At 45.8% G+C, this 17432-nt stretch carries 14 protein-coding genes; 1 reads left to right on the forward strand and 13 read right to left on the reverse strand.

Annotated features, from left to right (window positions below; genetic code table 11):
• Nucleotides 1-425 (forward strand): site-specific integrase (locus GPK58_RS12260; RefSeq protein WP_215638722.1); only part of this gene is annotated, 425 nt, incomplete at its 5' end.
• Nucleotides 426-612: 187 nt separating this feature from the next.
• Here GPK58_RS12260 and galE read toward each other — a convergent pair.
• The 13 genes from galE to cls all read right to left on the reverse strand — a co-directional run bounded on the left by galE (nucleotide 613) and on the right by cls (nucleotide 16901).
• Entirely contained in the window at nucleotides 613-1629 is a 1017-nt protein-coding gene (galE, locus tag GPK58_RS12265; protein WP_015527335.1) for a UDP-glucose 4-epimerase GalE, read from the reverse strand.
• Nucleotides 1630-1721: 92 nt separating this feature from the next.
• The gene (locus tag GPK58_RS12270) at nucleotides 1722-2645 is read right to left on the reverse strand and encodes a sugar phosphate nucleotidyltransferase (protein ID WP_021652265.1); all 924 of its coding nucleotides are present in this window, start codon (nucleotides 2643-2645) and stop codon (nucleotides 1722-1724) included.
• Nucleotides 2646-2788: 143 nt separating this feature from the next.
• Entirely contained in the window at nucleotides 2789-4144 is a 1356-nt protein-coding gene (locus GPK58_RS12275; RefSeq protein ID WP_215638723.1) for a sensor histidine kinase, read from the reverse strand.
• Complete coding sequence (locus tag GPK58_RS12280; RefSeq protein WP_044961949.1) at nucleotides 4141-4815, reverse strand: winged helix-turn-helix domain-containing protein; 675 nt, start codon at nucleotides 4813-4815, stop codon at nucleotides 4141-4143. Before GPK58_RS12280 ends, GPK58_RS12275 begins: the two co-directional genes overlap by 4 nt.
• A gap of 158 nt (nucleotides 4816-4973) precedes the next feature.
• Nucleotides 4974-6794, reverse strand: coding sequence for a Na/Pi cotransporter family protein (locus GPK58_RS12285; RefSeq protein ID WP_015527339.1), 1821 nt, complete (start codon nucleotides 6792-6794; stop codon nucleotides 4974-4976).
• Nucleotides 6795-7080: 286 nt separating this feature from the next.
• Nucleotides 7081-7581, reverse strand: a complete 501-nt coding sequence (greA, locus tag GPK58_RS12290) for a transcription elongation factor GreA (protein WP_015527340.1) — start codon at nucleotides 7579-7581, stop codon at nucleotides 7081-7083.
• The gene (locus GPK58_RS12295) at nucleotides 7578-7721 is read right to left on the reverse strand and encodes a hypothetical protein (protein ID WP_158526432.1); all 144 of its coding nucleotides are present in this window, start codon (nucleotides 7719-7721) and stop codon (nucleotides 7578-7580) included. The genes greA and GPK58_RS12295 overlap by 4 nt, the downstream gene beginning before the upstream one ends.
• Nucleotides 7718-8251, reverse strand: coding sequence for a CarD family transcriptional regulator (locus tag GPK58_RS12300; protein WP_022427065.1), 534 nt, complete (start codon nucleotides 8249-8251; stop codon nucleotides 7718-7720). Before GPK58_RS12300 ends, GPK58_RS12295 begins: the two co-directional genes overlap by 4 nt.
• A 216-nt stretch (nucleotides 8252-8467) precedes the next feature.
• Nucleotides 8468-11482 carry a translation factor GTPase family protein gene (locus GPK58_RS12305; protein ID WP_215638724.1) on the reverse strand — a complete coding sequence of 1005 codons (3015 nt, stop codon included), beginning with the start codon at nucleotides 11480-11482 and terminating at the stop codon, nucleotides 8468-8470.
• A gap of 84 nt (nucleotides 11483-11566) precedes the next feature.
• Entirely contained in the window at nucleotides 11567-12436 is an 870-nt protein-coding gene (locus GPK58_RS12310) for a patatin-like phospholipase family protein (protein ID WP_114002245.1), read from the reverse strand.
• A 121-nt stretch (nucleotides 12437-12557) separates the two neighbouring features.
• Nucleotides 12558-14114 (reverse strand): ABC-F family ATP-binding cassette domain-containing protein, encoded by a 1557-nt coding sequence (locus GPK58_RS12315; RefSeq protein ID WP_021652255.1) that lies wholly within the window; start codon nucleotides 14112-14114, stop codon nucleotides 12558-12560.
• 223 nt (nucleotides 14115-14337) lie between these two features.
• On the reverse strand, nucleotides 14338-15327 hold the full coding sequence (bsh, locus tag GPK58_RS12320; protein ID WP_173722436.1) for a choloylglycine hydrolase: 990 nt from the start codon (nucleotides 15325-15327) through the stop codon (nucleotides 14338-14340).
• 17 nt (nucleotides 15328-15344) lie between these two features.
• Entirely contained in the window at nucleotides 15345-16901 is a 1557-nt protein-coding gene (gene cls / locus GPK58_RS12325; protein ID WP_215638725.1) for a cardiolipin synthase, read from the reverse strand.
• Between the last annotated feature and the right edge of the window lie 531 nt (nucleotides 16902-17432).

Raw genomic sequence — 17432 nt, forward strand, 5'->3', positions numbered from 1 at the left:
CACGGATAAAAAATCTTGATTATTCTGGTGAATCTGATGACGAACCCAAAACCGTTTTAATGATAGGTCCTCCTAAATCAGTCTCATCCATCAGGGATATTCCAATCCCTGATTTTTTATTGAAAAAAATGAAGCGGATTGCTGCTGAACCTGATTCATACCTGCTGACGGGTACGAATCGTAAATGTATGGAGCCCAGAAATATACAGCGTAAATTCCAGAAGCTCCTTCAGCAATGTGAAATCCCCAGTATCAACATTCATTCTCTCCGGCATGCTTTTGCCACCCGTTGTACGGAAATGGGATTTGACAGCAAGACACTTTCTGAAATTCTGGGACATTCGTCCGTCAAGATCACCATGGATATTTATGTGCACAGCAGCATAAAACAAAAGCAGAAGTGCATGGAAAAGCTGAACTATTAGCAGTCAGAATTATGGTCAAAGCAGGCCGGAAGTCCTCATTTATACGGGTTTCCGGCTTGTTTGTCGCTTATGGAAATGATAAGCGACTTTTTACTCTCAAAAAAACAACACGGCAGACATCCCTCCGGGGCTGTCTGCCGTGTTTTATATCGCTTTTATATTTTTATGTAATTAAGCTTTCTGTTCCTTAAGCCTCATATCCATTAGGGTTCTGGCTCTGCCATCTCCAGGAGTCTGCACACATCTCGCGGATTCCGTTCTCTGCCTTCCAGCCAAGCTCTTTCTCAGCTTTGGTTGCATCGGAGTAGCAGGTTGCGATGTCGCCTGGGCGGCGTGGTTTGATCACATATGGGATCTTAACGCCGGTAGCTGCCTCAAAGTTCTTAACGATATCAAGAACACTGTAGCCTTTTCCGGTTCCAAGGTTGTAGATGCTTAATCCGGAATTGTCTTCCAGCTTCTTAAGGGCTTTTACATGGCCCTTGGCAAGGTCTACTACGTGGATGTAGTCACGGACACCTGTTCCATCCGGTGTATCGTAATCGTTTCCGAATACGCCAAGCTCTTTCAGCTTGCCTACTGCTACCTGTGTGATATATGGCATCAGGTTGTTCGGGATACCATTTGGATTCTCACCGATGGTTCCGCTCTTATGAGCACCGATCGGGTTGAAGTAACGAAGAAGAACTACGTTCCACTCCGGGTCTGCCTTCTGGATGTCTGTAAGGATCTGCTCCAGCATGGATTTGGTCCAGCCATATGGGTTGGTACACTGTCCCTTCGGGCACTCCTCGGTGATCGGGATCATTGCCGGATCTCCGTATACGGTTGCTGAGGAAGAGAAAATAATATTTTTAACATTATGTTTTCTCATCACGTCTACAAGAGTAAGGGTTCCTGCGATATTGTTCTCATAATACTCCCACGGCTTGGCAACAGATTCACCAACTGCTTTCAGTCCTGCAAAATGAATACAGGAGTCGATCTCTTCTTTGTCAAAAACTTCATTTAATGCTTCGCGGTCCAGGATATCTGCTTTATAGAATTTCACCGGTTTGCCTGTGATCTTGGATACTCTGTCCAGAGCCTTCTCACTGGAATTGCATAAATTGTCAACTACTACAACATCATATCCTGCGCTCTGCAGCTCGACAACGGTATGACTTCCAATGTATCCTGCTCCACCTGTTACTAAAATTGCCATAGTTTTTCTCCTCCTCTATTGGATCTAACTGTTCCTGTTTATTTTAGCACTGTTCCTTTGTTTCCACAATAGCAGAAAACCAGGTTTACTACTTAATCCCAGAGTCCCTGCGGATAAAGTCCCTGATCCTTCAGATTCTGGATCGCGGCTACCACTACCGGTTTGTCCTCTTTATAGGTCACTCCGTACCATTTATCCTGTGTGGTAAGGACCCTGACTGCTGCCTTTTTTTCCTGGAGGAGCTCGTCAACTACAAACGGAAGGAAATATTCGCATTTCAGAGGATTTTCCGGGATGCTCTTTTCAAGGAATACCGGGAAGCGTTTTACCAGCTCTTTCATAAATCCGCCGGTGAATCCCCACATGTTCATGGATACCGGAGTCTCTCCCGGGAGACTTGTCCAGGTTTTTCCATCGTCCTCTGTGTAGGCTGCTCCGCCGTCACGTTTCTCAATGTGTGTTCGCTCATTGATATCTGCAAGATATCCATTTTCATCTGTCTCACAGACACCTCTGGAAACGTAGCCGTTGTCTGTCAGGGTATTCTCAAGACGGTAGCCTACCATCATATACTGGGCAGGTACGGTGTCCTCCTGAGCCTGGATCAGGAAATCATACGCCATCTTAAAGGCATGGGTTCCATAATAATCATCTGCATTGATCACCACAAACGGTCCGTCGATCTCTCCGGCACAGCTTAATACCGCATGTCCGGTTCCCCATGGCTTCACACGGCCTTCCGGAACCTGGAAGCCTTCCGGGATGTTGTTAAGATCCTGATGCACATAAACGATCTCCACCTTGTCACTTAAGCGGTCGCCGATGGCATCGCGGAAATCCTGTTCATTCTCTTTTTTTATGATGAATATCACTTTCTTAAAGCCTGCACGTACGGCATCATAAATGGAAAAATCCATGATGATATGACCTTCCTGATCTACAGGATCGATCTGTTTCAGTCCGCCGTAGCGGCTTCCCATTCCTGCTGCCATTACTACCAGAACCGGCTCTTTCATAATTTTGTTCCTCCTGATTTTTAGAAATACAGGGATTTTTTCCCATACATAGTTTAAGCCGGTCAGATTCTCATCCGACCGGCCTTTGAACCTTTTTTTATTATACTACACTTCACCATGAAATCCTACTGATTATTTTCAGTTTATTTTCGGTCAGAAGTATTCTCCGGGAAAACGATCTCCATCCTGGTTCCAACTCCCTGTTCACTTTCCACGTTGATCTGTGCATGATGAAGCGTTGCTCCATGCTTCACAATGGAAAGCCCCAGACCTGTTCCGCCGGTCTGTCTGGAATGGCTTTTGTCTACCCGGTAAAAGCGCTCAAAGATCCTTCCCTGTTCACTTTTCGGGATTCCGATCCCGTCATCTGCCACACAGTAGAACGGATGCCCTTTCCGGTTGCCTACCATGATCCGCACATGACCATTCTGTTCTGTATAGCGGACTGCATTGTCTGCAATATTAAAAAGCATCTCATAGAGTACATGGCGGACACCCTTGATCTTCTCTGCACTTCCGGCAAGCTCAAGGAAAATATTTTTCTTTCCGGCAGGATGTCTGAGATTATTTCTTACGTCTTCCGCAAGCTCATAAAGATCCACCTCTTCAAAAGGAACCTCACTGTTGCTTTCATCCAGTCTGGAAAGCTGGATGATATCCGCTACCAGATTGGAAAGTCTTATTGATTCATGGTAGATCCTTCCGGAAAATTCCTGTATATGATCTGCCGGAACCATGCCGTTCATCATAAGCTCCGCATAACCGGAAATGGACATCAGCGGGGTCTTCAGCTCATGGGAAACATTTGCAGAAAATTCCTTTCGGATCTCCTCTGCCTCCTTCAGTTCTTTTACCTGCTGCCGGATCTGCCGGTTCTGTTCATCCACCCGCACAAGAAGGGGACGCAGCTCCTCATAGCACACATTGTTCAGCGGATGCTCCAAATCCAGATCGTTGACCGGACGGATCAGCTCTCTGGTCTGTCTCTGTGCAAAAACAAACTCCAGGATCAGTACCAGGAGCATCAGAAGTCCCAGCACAGCAAGACTTGAGATCCATGTGGAATATATAGAGTCTACGGTTTTTCCTACACGGAGCACGTTTCCGTCATCCAGCTTCACCGCATAATAAAAGGTCTTTTTTGCAAAGGTTTCTGAATAACGGATACTTTCGCTTTTTCCATTTTTTTCTGCCTGTATAAATTCCGGACGATCACTGTGATTTGCCAGTTTTTTCGGAGAGGCCTCAGAATCGTAGAGAACGGTTCCGTCTTTACGGATGAGAGTCACACGACTTGATGATACTGTCCGAAGCTTTTTTGTGAGAAAGGAATCTCCATACTCATCCATGGCAAGGCAGATATACTGCGCTTCCTCACGGACTCCCCGCTGCATGTATGTGTTTAATTTATTGTAGGTGACCACACTTGCTGCCAGAAACGTGACAAGAACAGCAAAAATGATCATAATGCTTGTATGATGCAGAATTTTCTTTTTCATACATGATCTCCGATCCGGTATCCCACGCCACGCACTGTCTCGATCAGATTTCCGGCTTCTCCCAGCTTTTGTCGGAGAGTCCGTACATGAACATCTACAGTCCTTGTTTCTCCGTCAAAATCATAGCCCCACACATGGCACAGGATCTGGTTTCTGGACATGACCAGTCCTTTGTTCTCCATAAGATATTCCAGAAGCTCGAATTCCTTTCTGGTCAGCTCCTTCACCTCACCCTGATAGCTGACTTCGTGACGGGACACATTGACACGAAGACCCTTACAGTGCAGTTCCCTCTCTTCGCTCTGCCTTGCGCAGCGCCGAAGGACCGCTTTGACCCTGGCTACAAATTCCATCATCCCGAAGGGCTTGGTGATGTAATCATCTGCGCCGCCCTCCAGGCCTTTTACCTTGTCAAACTCCGCTTCTTTGGCTGTGACCATGATCACCGGGATATCCCGGGTCCTGGTATCACTTTTCAGTCGTTTCAAAATATTATACCCATCTTCACCCGGGAGCATGATATCCAGCAGGATCAGTTCCGGCATATTTTTTTTCATGGCTGTGTCAAGTTCTGCCCCGGTTTCAAAACCTTCTGCCTCAAAGCCTGTTGTCTCCAGGGTATAGACAAGAAGCTCTCTGATATTTCTCTCATCTTCCACACAGTAGATCATTCTATATCCTCTCTGTTCATTTTTTTGCCGTTGGCACTTCATAATCGTCTGGTCTTTTTTGTTCCATGCCTTCAGTATAACTGCTTTCTTTTTACTGCACAAGCCCTGGCCGTCTGCTGATACAGATAACCAGGGCATAGCATTATTTCGATATCTTTTTATTGGCTGCCTGCCGCTGCCATCTGGGCTGCCGCCGGCTCATCCTTTATTTCCGGAAGCTGATACTGACTCCGGATCACCTCCAGCGCACGGTAGAAGGTTTCGTCCGGCCCATGTTTGATCTGCTTCAGGTGCTGATGTGTATCAAAAGCATCTTCATGAACCTGTGTCACACAGACACCGATATTGGAACAGTGATCTGCCACACGCTCCAGGCTGGTAGTCACATCGGACAGGATGAATCCCATTTCAATAGTACATTCTCCGGCGCGAAGTCTCTGGATATGCCGGTACTTCAGTTCCTTGCTGAGTTCATCGATCACTTCCTCCAGTGGCTCGATCTCTCTCGCAAGCTGCACATCCTGATTTTCGTAAACCTTGTAAGCAATATCTACAATGTCTTCCACCGCATGCTCCATGACACGTAACTCTTCCAGCGCCTTATCCGAAAACTTCAGGCCTTTTTCATAAAGCTCCTGTGCGGATTCCATGATGTTCACACCGTGATCGGAAATCCTCTCGAAATCACCGATACAGTGGAGCATGATGGAAACACTGTGACTGTCATGAACGGAAAGATCCTTCTGGTTCAGTTTTACAAGATAAGTTCCAAGTTCATCCTCATAACGGTCTACCTTTTTCTCTGCTTCTTCCACCAGAGCCTTTCCTTCTGCGCTAAAATTCTTCAGAAGGTCCAGGGCGGTAAACAGAGTTCTGTGAGAATCCTCTGCCATTTTTTTCGCTGCATTCCTGCTCTGCTCAACTGCAAATGCAGGTTTCTCCAGAAAACGGCTTTCCAGGATCATGAAATCCGGATCTGCTGCCACCTTCTCCTCCTCTTCCTTCCTGTCGCGGATAGTAAGACAGGCAAGCTTCTCCAGAGCCTTTCCAAACGGAAGAAGAACAAGAGTTGCCGTGATATTGAAGGCACTGTGCAGGATCGCGATCCCGGCCGGAGTCGCTGCCTGTGCCATAAATGAAAAATGTACTGCTGCATTTATCGCATAAAATACTGCCATGAACAGCATGGTTCCGATCAGATTGAAATACAGATGGACCATAGCCGCACGTTTTGCGTTTTTGCTGGCTCCGATGGCTGAAAGGATCGCAGTGATACAGGTACCGATATTCTGTCCCATGATAATAGGAAGTGCTGCACTGAACGGTACCATTCCGGTAAGGCACAGTGCCTGGAGGATACCAACCGATGCGGAGGACGACTGGATGATCGCTGTCAGCACTGCTCCGGCCACAACTCCAAGGATCGGATTGGAGAATTTCACCAGCATTCCGGTAAACTCCGGTACCTCTGCAAGAGGTTCCACAGCTCCGCTCATGGCATTCATTCCATACATCAGGATCGCAAAGCCTACAAAGATCGCTCCCACGTCCTTTTTCTTCTGGCTTTTTGTAAACATGATCAAAACCACGCCGATCAGTGCCAAGATCGGTGAAAATGACGTCGGCTTAAAAAGCCGGATAATAAAGTTATCACTCTGGATACCTGTAAGACTTAAGATCCATGAGGTTACGGTAGTACCGATATTGGCACCCATGATGATTCCCACAACCTGGGACAGCTTCATGATTCCCGAGTTTACAAAACCAACGACCATAACGGTAGTTGCCGAGGATGACTGGATCACTGCAGTCACACCCATTCCAAGAAGAACGGCTCTGATGGGATTGGAGGTAAGTGTCTCCAGGATCCGCTCAAGCTTTCCGCCTGCAACCTTCGCAAGCCCGTCTCCCATTAAGTTCATTCCATAAAGGAAAATAGCAAGGCCGCCAAGCAATGCCAGTACGCTGAAAAAGTCCATAATACTCTCCTTCACTTTCTCTTTTTGATATGTTTGATTTCCTTTTTTCTCATTTCAACGATTTTCATAATAGCGACCTATTGTAAAATTTTCCCCACTGGAATGTAAAATCTGTGTAAAAAAAATAAAACAGAGGATCCTGTTACGGGAAACCGATTTCCCGTCAGGATCTCTCTGTCCTATATATCGTACAGTGGTTTTTATCCTTATGATGTGTTTTGTGCTGCGGATATTCTCATTCCGCTGAGCTGCATGCTCATGAGCAGAGCTGCCCTGCGATCTGTGATCAGAATCCGCGGATCTCCTCATCCTCAGATCCGGTCTTGTCGATGGATTTTATTACAAGGTAATAGCTGTAATCATCATTGACCTTTACTTCCACCCGGTCTCCTACACGATGACCGCGCAGTGCCTTGCCGATAGGCGATTCAATACTGATACGGTTTTCCATGGAATTTCCGCGGATGGAAGTAACCAGCTTGTACTTCTCCACCTCATTATCTTCTTCAAAAAGGACTTCCACGATATCGTCCATTCCCACTTCGTCAGATCTGGAAGCATCGGATACAATGGATGCAGTCTTCAGCATCCTCTCCAGATAACGGATGCGGCTCTCGTTCTGATTCTTATGCTTCTTGGCTGCATAATACTCAAAGTTCTCACTTAAGTCTCCCTGGGCACGTGCCTCCTTGACCGCCTCAATGGCTTCCTTACGTACTACCAGTTTACGGTGTTCGATCTCCTGCTCTATTTTTTCAACATCCTTGCGGGTAAGCTGTTCTCTCATTTCTCTGGCATCTCCTTTTCTTTATAACATTCAGACTGATCCTGGATCTGTTCTCCACTTCCTGTGAAGCTTCTGTCACAGATACAGGATTTCTGGAAGGTTACCGGAAATACCATAGCAGATACGCTCTGCTTTGTCAAACAGCGCATACCTGTTCTTCGGCTTCCTTCTGCTGGTGTACTCGCTGTTCAATATAATCTGCCATATGTTCTTTGGGGATATCCAGTAACATGGAAAATTCAGAATAGAGATGATCCTCTGCAAGCTTCAGATACCGCTCGTCTGTAGCGGTTGTTTTTTTGCCATGAGATAATCTGGCCTGTTTTCTGACGTAGATCGTCTTGATGATCCGAAGAAGATCTCTGCATTCACAGGTACGGATGCATTTCTTGTAGCTATCCTCCCGGAATTTCTCATTCTCAATACTCAGTGTCTCAATGGATGGGATCTCATCGATAAGCCTCTCCGCTTCTTCCCTCGTAATGATTCCGCGAAGCACCTGCTTTCCACCTTCCACCGGTGTAAATATCTTCCCATCTGTTTCTCCTCCGGGCCTCAGTACATAATAAAGCTTCTCGCCGGAGGAACCATCCACCCTCATTGTGGTAACTCCTGTTACCTGGCAGATGCCGGTACGACCATACACAACATATTCGCCTGTTTCAAACATTTTTCCACTTCCTTTCATTTTTTTACTTTTCTTTTGTTATCCTGGCGCTTATTGTGCTCTAATGAAAGCTCCCTGCCAGGTTATATATCCAGACAAGGAGCTTCTCACTGAGGATTCTATCCTTATTTTACTACTTTTCCCATTTATTTGCAAAAGAATTCAAAAAGTTTTTTTATTTTTGTGAAATATGCCCACAATGAGGGCATGTATTTTTTGTTATAATTCTTCTTTTTTCTTTCTTCCCAGACGGATGTCTTCCATATGAGATTTCAGTTCCGGTGTCATACTGTCAAAGAGATAGGTTTTGCTGTTGTCCCTGCGCTCCTGCCATTCTTCTCTCATCTGCTGTTTTGCGGAAGCGATCTCATCTTTGAATCCGCGCGCTGAGATCCTGGCGGCTCCCTGTCCCATAATGATGATCTGCTCCAGTCCGTCTGATGTGGCAACTGTCACGTTATGCTTCCGTCCGATTTTATGGACAGTGCGTTCAATATACTGGTCTGCAGTTTCCGCTTCTTTTGTATAGACAACATGAATGTTATGATACTGGAAGGTTTCCTCCGGATGGCCCTCCACACGGTAGGCATCAAATACCAGGATCAGGATGCAGCCCTTGATCCCCTGATAATCGCTTAATATATCCATTAACCTGGACTGTGCCGCATGAAAGTCTGCCTGTGCCAGATCTCTTAAATCCTCCCAAGCAAATATAATATTGCAGCCGTCCACCAGCAGATAGTCCTCTCTGTGGATGGCCGGACTGCTGTTTCTCCAGGCGCCGTGACCAGATTTTGCCGGAAGGCCGGAATCTGCTGCACCTTTGCCTCCCTTCCCGGAAAAGCTGCTTCCGCTTTCCGGATTTCCGAAGCTTCGGCTGTTACTGCTGTATCTCTTTGAGCTCACCGGACCAAAGGTTTTCTCAAAGATTGCCTTCAGTTCTTTTTCCTCTTCGTAGCTTCCATACATGGAGGTATATTTTCCACGGCCGGCATTGGCTGTTCTGTGATCCGGACTGTTTTTGGCTGTTCCCTGAACTGAACGCACTCCTGCAAAGCTGTTGTCGGAATCCTCATAGGCATCATTACTGTCCGGAAGCTGAGCTCCTTCCAGATGCATATATTCTTCTACCTCATACCAGGGAACCACGAAGCCTGCTCCATGGGCACAGAATACAGAGCCTGTAGGATTCTCAAGATCTCTCTCGGAATCATATCCGATCTCCTCTGCGATCTGCTCCTGATCCTGACAGGGTTCATAGCCATTCAGAGTACAGGTCAGATGACCTCTGCCTCTTGTGTAGGAAACTACCTGGCTCTGATAATCCCTCATTTTTGCCACCGGCGCACTTCCTGTGATCACCGACAGCTCTCCCTGGGTTTCCGGCCCCTGAAAGGTTCCCTGCATCCTCTGGATATCCGTCATGGCACGGCCTACATTTTCTGCCGGAACCTCAAGTCGGAAGCTGTAATAGGGTTCCAGAAGAACTGTCTCCGCTTTCTTGAGGCCCTGGCGCACAGCACGGTAGGTCGCCTGCCGGAAATCTCCACCTTCCGTATGCTTCTGATGTGCCCGCCCGGTGAGAAGTGTGATCTGCATATCGGTGATGGGTGATCCGGTAAGGACTCCCAGATGCTCTTTTTCCTCCAGATGTGTCAGGATCAGCCGCTGCCAGTTCCGATCCAGCTGATCTTCATTTGCCGCAGTAAAAAACTGCAGTCCGCTTCCTCTCTCTCCCGGTTCCAGAAGAAGATGCACCTCCGCATAATGACGAAGCGGTTCAAAATGTCCCACGCCTTCCACCGGTGCGGCAATGGTTTCTTTGTATACGATATTACCGGTCCCAAATTCTACTGCCACATGAAAACGCTCCCAGATCAGATGCTTCAGGATCTCGATCTGTACCTCGCCCATCAGCATGGCGTGGATCTCTCCCAGCTGCTCATCCCACATGATATGAAGCTGCGGTTCTTCCTCCTCCAGCTCCTTCAGGCTTTTCAGCATCCTGTGAGCGTCACAGCCCTCCGGAAGGATGATCTGATAATTCAGTACCGGTTCCAGCACCGGCATGGCAGAATCCGTCTCAATGCCAAGTCCCTCTCCCGGATATGTTTCGGTAAGACCTGTAACTGCACAGACGGTTCCTGCCTCTGCCTCTTTGAGCATTTCAAATTTTGCACCGGAATAGATACGGATCTGATCTGCCTTTTCCTCCCAGATCTCCTCTGCCGGAATACCATTTCTTCCTGCATTGGTCAGCGTCTCCTTAACCTTCAGGCTGCCGCCGGTGATCTTCATATAAGTGAGACGGTTTCCCTGCTCATCTCTGGCGATCTTAAAGATCCTGGCTCCGAATTCTGCGGGATAGGACGGTACTGCCATGTAGGTCTCCATTCCATGGATAAAAGCATCTACGCCTTCCATCTTCAGGGCAGATCCAAAGAAGCATGGAAAAAGCTTTCGCTCCAGGATCAGCTCTGCCACGTCCTTTTTTGCGATCGTTCCTGTTTCCAGGAAGCTTTCCAGAAGGTTCTCCTCACACATGGCGATATTTTCCAGAAAATCATCCGTTCCATTTATTTTATCAGAAGTGCCCTGCGTTCCGGATATATTCTCTTTTTCTGCTTCACTGGCGTTGTCTTTCAGCTGCATTCCTTCAGCTGACGGATATTTCCCGGAGTTATCCACAGGATTCTCCTTTTTCCCTGCTGCTTCTGCACCGGAGCATTCCAGTTCTCCACTAAAATCCACACAGCATCCGCTTAATTTCTTCTTCAGCTCCTCAAGAAGTCTTTCCCTGTCTGTTCCTTCCTGATCCATTTTATTTACAAAAAGAAATGTTGGGATCTTATACTGTGTCAGCAGTCTCCACAATGTCTGTGTATGCCCTTGCACACCATCTGCTCCGTTGATCACCAGGATCGCATAATCCAGCACCTGCAGGGTACGCTCCATCTCAGCAGAAAAATCCACATGCCCCGGTGTATCCAGAAGTGTCACTTCCATATCCCCCATGGAAAAAACTGCCTGCTTTGAAAAAATGGTGATTCCTCTCTCCCTCTCAAGCTCATAGGTATCCAGATACGCATCCTTGTGATCGACTCTTCCGATTTTCCGGATCCTTCCGCATTTAAAAAGCAGGCCTTCCGATAATGTCGTCTTTCCTGCATCCACATGGGCAAGCACGCCCAAGCTTATATGTCTGTGTTTTATATTCTGAGGTTTTTCTCCCATTGAAAATACCCCTTTCTGTTGTAATGATATCCAATATCATAACATAGAAAGGGGTATAAGTCGAATTTTGTTTCGGTCTGTGATTCAGGAATCCAGGTAAGCTTTCAGCTTCTCCAGATCCTTTTTCATATCTGCTCTTCCTGTCTGGTAGATCCGCTCCAGATTGCTCTCATCACGCTCGATCATCGCCGCCTGGATGGGACTGCTCGGACGGATGATATGAACGCGACCCTCTTTTTCCAGAGCAGACAGTTCCTCCAGTGTTTCATTATAATGGATATGCCGTTCCTCCAAATCCTTCAGAAAAGCCGGATATTTATGTAATACTGCTTTCAAAAAAAGCTGCATCTTCGGGTTTGCTTTTTTTCGGTACTTCACATCTCTGGTAAGCACCACTACGTTTTTTTCGTATCCCCTGGAAAGCATCCACTTAACCGGGATCGGATCAGACACACCACCGTCCAGAAGTCTCTTTCCCTCAAGCTTCACCGGTCGGGAGGCTATCGGGATCGATGCAGACGCACGCATCCATTCAATATCCTCCACATCTCCGTTGGGACATTCATGATACACCGGTTTTCCTGTATCCAGGTCCGTACACACCACTGTAAATTTCATGGGATTTTCTGCGTAGGTCTGACGGTCAAAAATATCCAGCTTCCAGGGCAGTTCATAATATCCGAATTCCCGGCTGTATACATCTCCTGTGGTGATCCAGTTCCGGATGCTTGCAAGTCTTTTATCCTTGCAGTACTTTTTGTTATAGCGAAGAACTCTTCCGATCTGCCTAGACTTATAATTGCATCCAAAAACAGCTCCAGCCGATACGCCCACCGCACTGTCCGCATAAATCTCATTTTCCATCAGAACATCGATCACACCGGCTGTATACAAGCCTCGCATACCGCCGCCCTCCATAACGATACTGAATTTTTTCAATTGTGTTTCTTTCATTTATTTGTCCTCTGTATTCTGTCTGGCAGACTCTGCTGCCCTTATACTGTCATCTTTATGTCCCATTTATTGTACTTTTTAAATTATATCTGTCTTTTCTGCCATATATCTATATCCATTATCAGAATATCTTGGTTGTCCACTTGCTCATATCCCAGACTTCATTTACCACATCCTGGTAAAATTCCGGTTCATGGCAGATGAGAAGAATACTTCCGCGGTATTCCCGGAGAGCTTTTTTCAGCTCGTCTTTTGCATCTACATCCAGATGATTGGTAGGCTCGTCCAGAAGAAGAATATTGGTGTCACGGTTCACCAGCTTGCAAAGACGCACTTTTGCCTGCTCACCACCGCTTAAAACTCGTACCTGGCTCTCAATATGCTTGGTCGTCAGGCCGCATTTTGCCAGTGCGGAACGCACTTCATACTGGGAAAATGACGGGAATTCCTGCCAGAGTTCTTCGATACAGGTAGTTCGATTCTCACCTTTAACTTCCTGCTCAAAATATCCGATCTCAAGGTTCTCGCCCTGCTCCACGCTTCCGGAAAGAGGCTTGATCAGTCCAAGAAGGCTTCGAAGAAGTGTTGTTTTTCCTATTCCATTGGTTCCCACCAGTGCGATCTTCTGTCCTCGCTCCATCGTAAAATTCAGTGGCTTGGAAAGCGGCTCATCATAACCGATCACAAGATCATGAGTCTCAAAAAGCATCTTTCCTGGTGTTCGGCCATAACGGAATTTGAACTCCGGCTTCGGCTTCTCTGCTGCCAGCTCGATCACATCCATCTTGTCCAGCTTTTTCTGGCGGGACATAGCCATGTTTCTTGTGGAAACACGGGCCTTATTCCTTGCTACGAAATCCTTCAGCTCACTGATCTCCTGCTGCTGTTTGCGGTAAGCAGCCTCCAGCTGTGCCTTCTTGACCGCATAGACCTCCTGGAAATGATCGTAATCTCCTACATAACGGTTCAGTTCCTGATTTTCCATGTGATAGATAATGTTAACTACAGAATTCAGGAAAGGAATATCGTGGGAAATAAGGATAAATGCATTCTCATAATCCAGAAGATATCTTTTCAGCCATGCAATATGCTCCTCATCCAGATAGTTGGTAGGCTCATCCAGAAGCAGGATATCTGGCTTCTCGAGAAGAAGCTTCGCAAGAAGTACCTTGGTTCTCTGTCCGCCGCTTAGATCCGTAACATCACGGTCAAGCCCAAGATCCAGAAGGCCCAGAGCTCTGGCAACCTCCTCCACTTTGGCATCGATCGCATAAAAATCGTGAAGTGTCAGTTCGTCCTGGATCGTTCCAAGCTCTTCCATCAGACCATCCATCTCGTCAGGATCTGCAGTTCCCAGCTTGTCGCAGATCTCGTTCATCCGTTCTTCTTTTTTGAGAAGAGGATCAAAAGCGGATTTCAGCACCTGGCCGATGGTCATCCCCTTTTCCAGAACTGCATGCTGATCCAGATAGCCTGCGTGGACATTTTTTGCCCACTCTACCTTGCCCTCATCCGGCATCAGTTTTCCGGTCACAATACTCATAAATGTGGACTTTCCTTCGCCATTAGCGCCTACAAGTCCGATGTGTTCTCCCTTAAGAAGCCGGAAAGATACATCTTCGAAAATCGCTCTGTCTCCAAACCCGTGGGTCAGGTGTTCTACATTTAAAATACTCATTTGTTATATTCCTTTATCATTGTGGTTTTTCTGTTTTCCCGGAAGGGATTTTTAATAATGCTATAGTATTATACTTGATATTTTTCTCTACTGTAAAGTCAAATCTCTGTATACACTACGATCGGCTGACTGGCAGCTTTTTTGTATTACCGGTTAAGCTGCTGAATACTATTGAATAATTTTTCATCTTCCTACCTCATTATCTGCTGTAAAAATCCTGTTCTTATTTATTATGCCATCGGATCTCACCGTTTAATATGATCGGATAACGGATCAGCTTGTCTGAATCAAGGTTTTCCGCATACATATCTACTGCGGTTATCTGGTGATTATCATATGTGGTATAATAATAGATTCCCTTTGTCGTGTTGCAGCATGAAGTATAGATCGTGATCTCATATGCGCCCTCTGATACCTCACAGCATCCCCGCTGCTGATCAACAGAGCCTAAAATATGGAAAAACTGGCTGACACTTTCGTTTTCCCCATCTCCGGATATTGCGTTTAATTTTGTAAATGCAACCTTTACAAATCTTGACTGGCTTGAAAGATCTCCCGGAATTCCCATTCCGCCCATTCCTCTGCTATATGGATCCAGCTCCAGCACTCCTGCAAATGTACTTTCCGGCTGCTTTCTGGATACACCCGCATAATTGTTAAGTGCAAACATCTGACCGGGGAATGGAGGATTATTTGTAAGTACGCCAACAGGATCGTCATAGATGTGCATTCCGTCTTTCATGGATTCTACAACGATGCATTCCTCCTTGTCTGCGATCATCCAGTGAAGCTGTGCCGTTGGAAGCTGTTCACTGAAGGGTGTTCCCATAAGCTTCATATTGGAAAGCATCCTCCTTGCTTCAGCCACCGAAGCACATTGGGTAAGTATCCATGGAATAAATTCATATTGCGCCACCTGGACAAGATCCTTATCTGCCTCTGTCGCTTCCTCTGCATATGCCGCATTCCCCACAAAGTTAAGTCCTGCCATACCCAGTCCCTTTTCATTAGCCGCATCATAATAAAGCGGATAATCTCCTGCTACAAACGCCATTCCTATGAGAGCATAATGTGTTTTTGCTTTTCCTGCATATCGGAAATCGAACTCATAATTTCTTGGGGTTATGGTCACCTCTTCCCCATAGGAAAACTCATAGTCAAGAGTTCTTCCCATATAAAAATCCTTTGTCTGATACGTTGCTGCTGTACACATAAATCTACACCTCTTCCTTACAATAATCCTGCAAACAATCTCATGAAAAGCTGTCCCAGACGAAGATATGCACTGCGTCCTGTACGGTATTGTTCTGTTACTTCCCGACATTCCTTCATTGTTTCTTCCAGGTCATTTCGTATGGATAACACAGCCGGACTGTCTGCCATAAAGCATCCGTTTTCAAAATGATGATAAAGACTTCTGTAATCCAGATTTATGGTTCCGCAGGTTGCCATACAGTCATCTGCCACGCTCATCTTGGCGTGACAGAAGCCAGGTGTCCACTCGTAGATCCGCACTCCATTTTTAACCAGTCCATGATAAAAGGAACGTGTAACACTGTAAATCATTTTTTTATCCGGGATACCCGGTGTAATGATCCTGACATCAATCCCCCGCTTTGCAGCAAGACACAGCGCATGTGTCATTTCATCCGTAATGATCAGATATGGCGTTATAAACCAGCAGTATTTTTCAGCTTTGTTGACCATGCTGATATAAACTTCCTCTCCTACCTGTTCATCATCCATTGGACTATCTGCATAAGGCTGTACAAATCCGTTCTGATCTGCCTTATATTCTGATCTTATAAAATATTTGCTGAAATCCTCATTATTATTCCTGCCATTGGCTGCATTCCACATTTCAAGGAATGTTGCTGTCAGCGACTGAACTGCATCGCCTTCAAGACGAATCCCGGTATCCTTCCATTGTCCGTAAGGATTGGTGTAATTAAAATATTCATTTGCCAGATTATAGCCGCCTGTGAAAGCTACTTTTCCATCGATCACAGTTATTTTTCGATGATCACGGTTGTTCAGAAATACATTCAGACCCGGCATAAACGGATTAAATACCCGGCAGTGGATTCCGATCTGCTCCATCTTTTTTACAAAATCCGTATTAATAAAGCCAATAGAACCCATATCATCATAAAATACTCGCACTTCCACGCCTGCCTGTACACGCTCCTCCAGCACTTTCTGGATCTTTTTCCAGGCCTCTGCATCTTCTATCGCATGGTATTCCATAAAAATAAACTTTTCAGCCTTTGACAGTGCCGATAATTGTGCTTCTAATCCCTTTACCGCCTCATCATAATAAACAATATCCGTATTCTGGTATACGGGATAACCTGCATTTTTCCAAATATACTCACTGATATTTCCTGCTTTGGGGATTTTATTTTTGATATTTTCCAGTTTTTCCCGATTGTCCGGCAGAAGCGGCAGAAGCTTTCTGTCGATATCCGCATATCGTTCTCGCATTTTACGGGTTCCGCCATTTAATCCAATCAGAAGATACAGTGCTACACCCATGATCGGAAACACAAGTATCAGAATGATCCACGGCATTTTCATGGAAGAGGTCTGATCGGATGCATATAGTGCCAGAACCAGAATTCCTGCAAAGACTCTAGTCAGCAGATTAACGATCTCCGCATATTCATTCAGCCTTGTAATCACGATAATGATAAAAGCTGCTTCCAACAAAATACAAAGCACCGAAAAGCATAATCGAATGACACCGTTTTTCGTTTTTGCTCTGCCCTCCAGTGTATCCTGCTTCATAAAACCGCCCCTTTCTGCATTGAATGAGAATTTTCTGTTGTGCGTAAGCCTAACTGAATATTCCTGTTTCGTAATAAAATCAACAATTATCTTCTATACTGCAAACAGCGCAACTCTGACCTGATGATTCCTTGTCCACTGTAATAAAAAATGAAATAAGAAGAAAGCCCTGGAAGCTGCAACTTCGAGGGCTTTTGATTTTTTTGTTATAAACACTTTAATTCTTTTTTGCCTGCGAGCATTATATCATATGCGATTTTTCTTCGCAATATACTTTGTATACTTTTAAGATGTTTTCACCGCCTTCTTCTGCTATGCAGACAAAACATTTCATCTTAAACAGAGTGCGTTTTGGAAATGAAGTCAGTATCCAACAGTGCGTATTTTTTCACGTCGATCTGACATCCCCTCAATTCAGGCCGTACTCTTTTTTCAATTGAGAAAGATAGGCAACATCTTTTTTTTCTCTGGATTCCGTCATATACTCATGCTGTCTGTTGTACTCAACCTTCTCAAGACTCTCAAACATGC

Source organism: Blautia sp. MCC270 (assembly GCF_018785605.1).
Taxonomy (GTDB): domain Bacteria; phylum Bacillota; class Clostridia; order Lachnospirales; family Lachnospiraceae; genus Blautia_A; species Blautia_A fusiformis.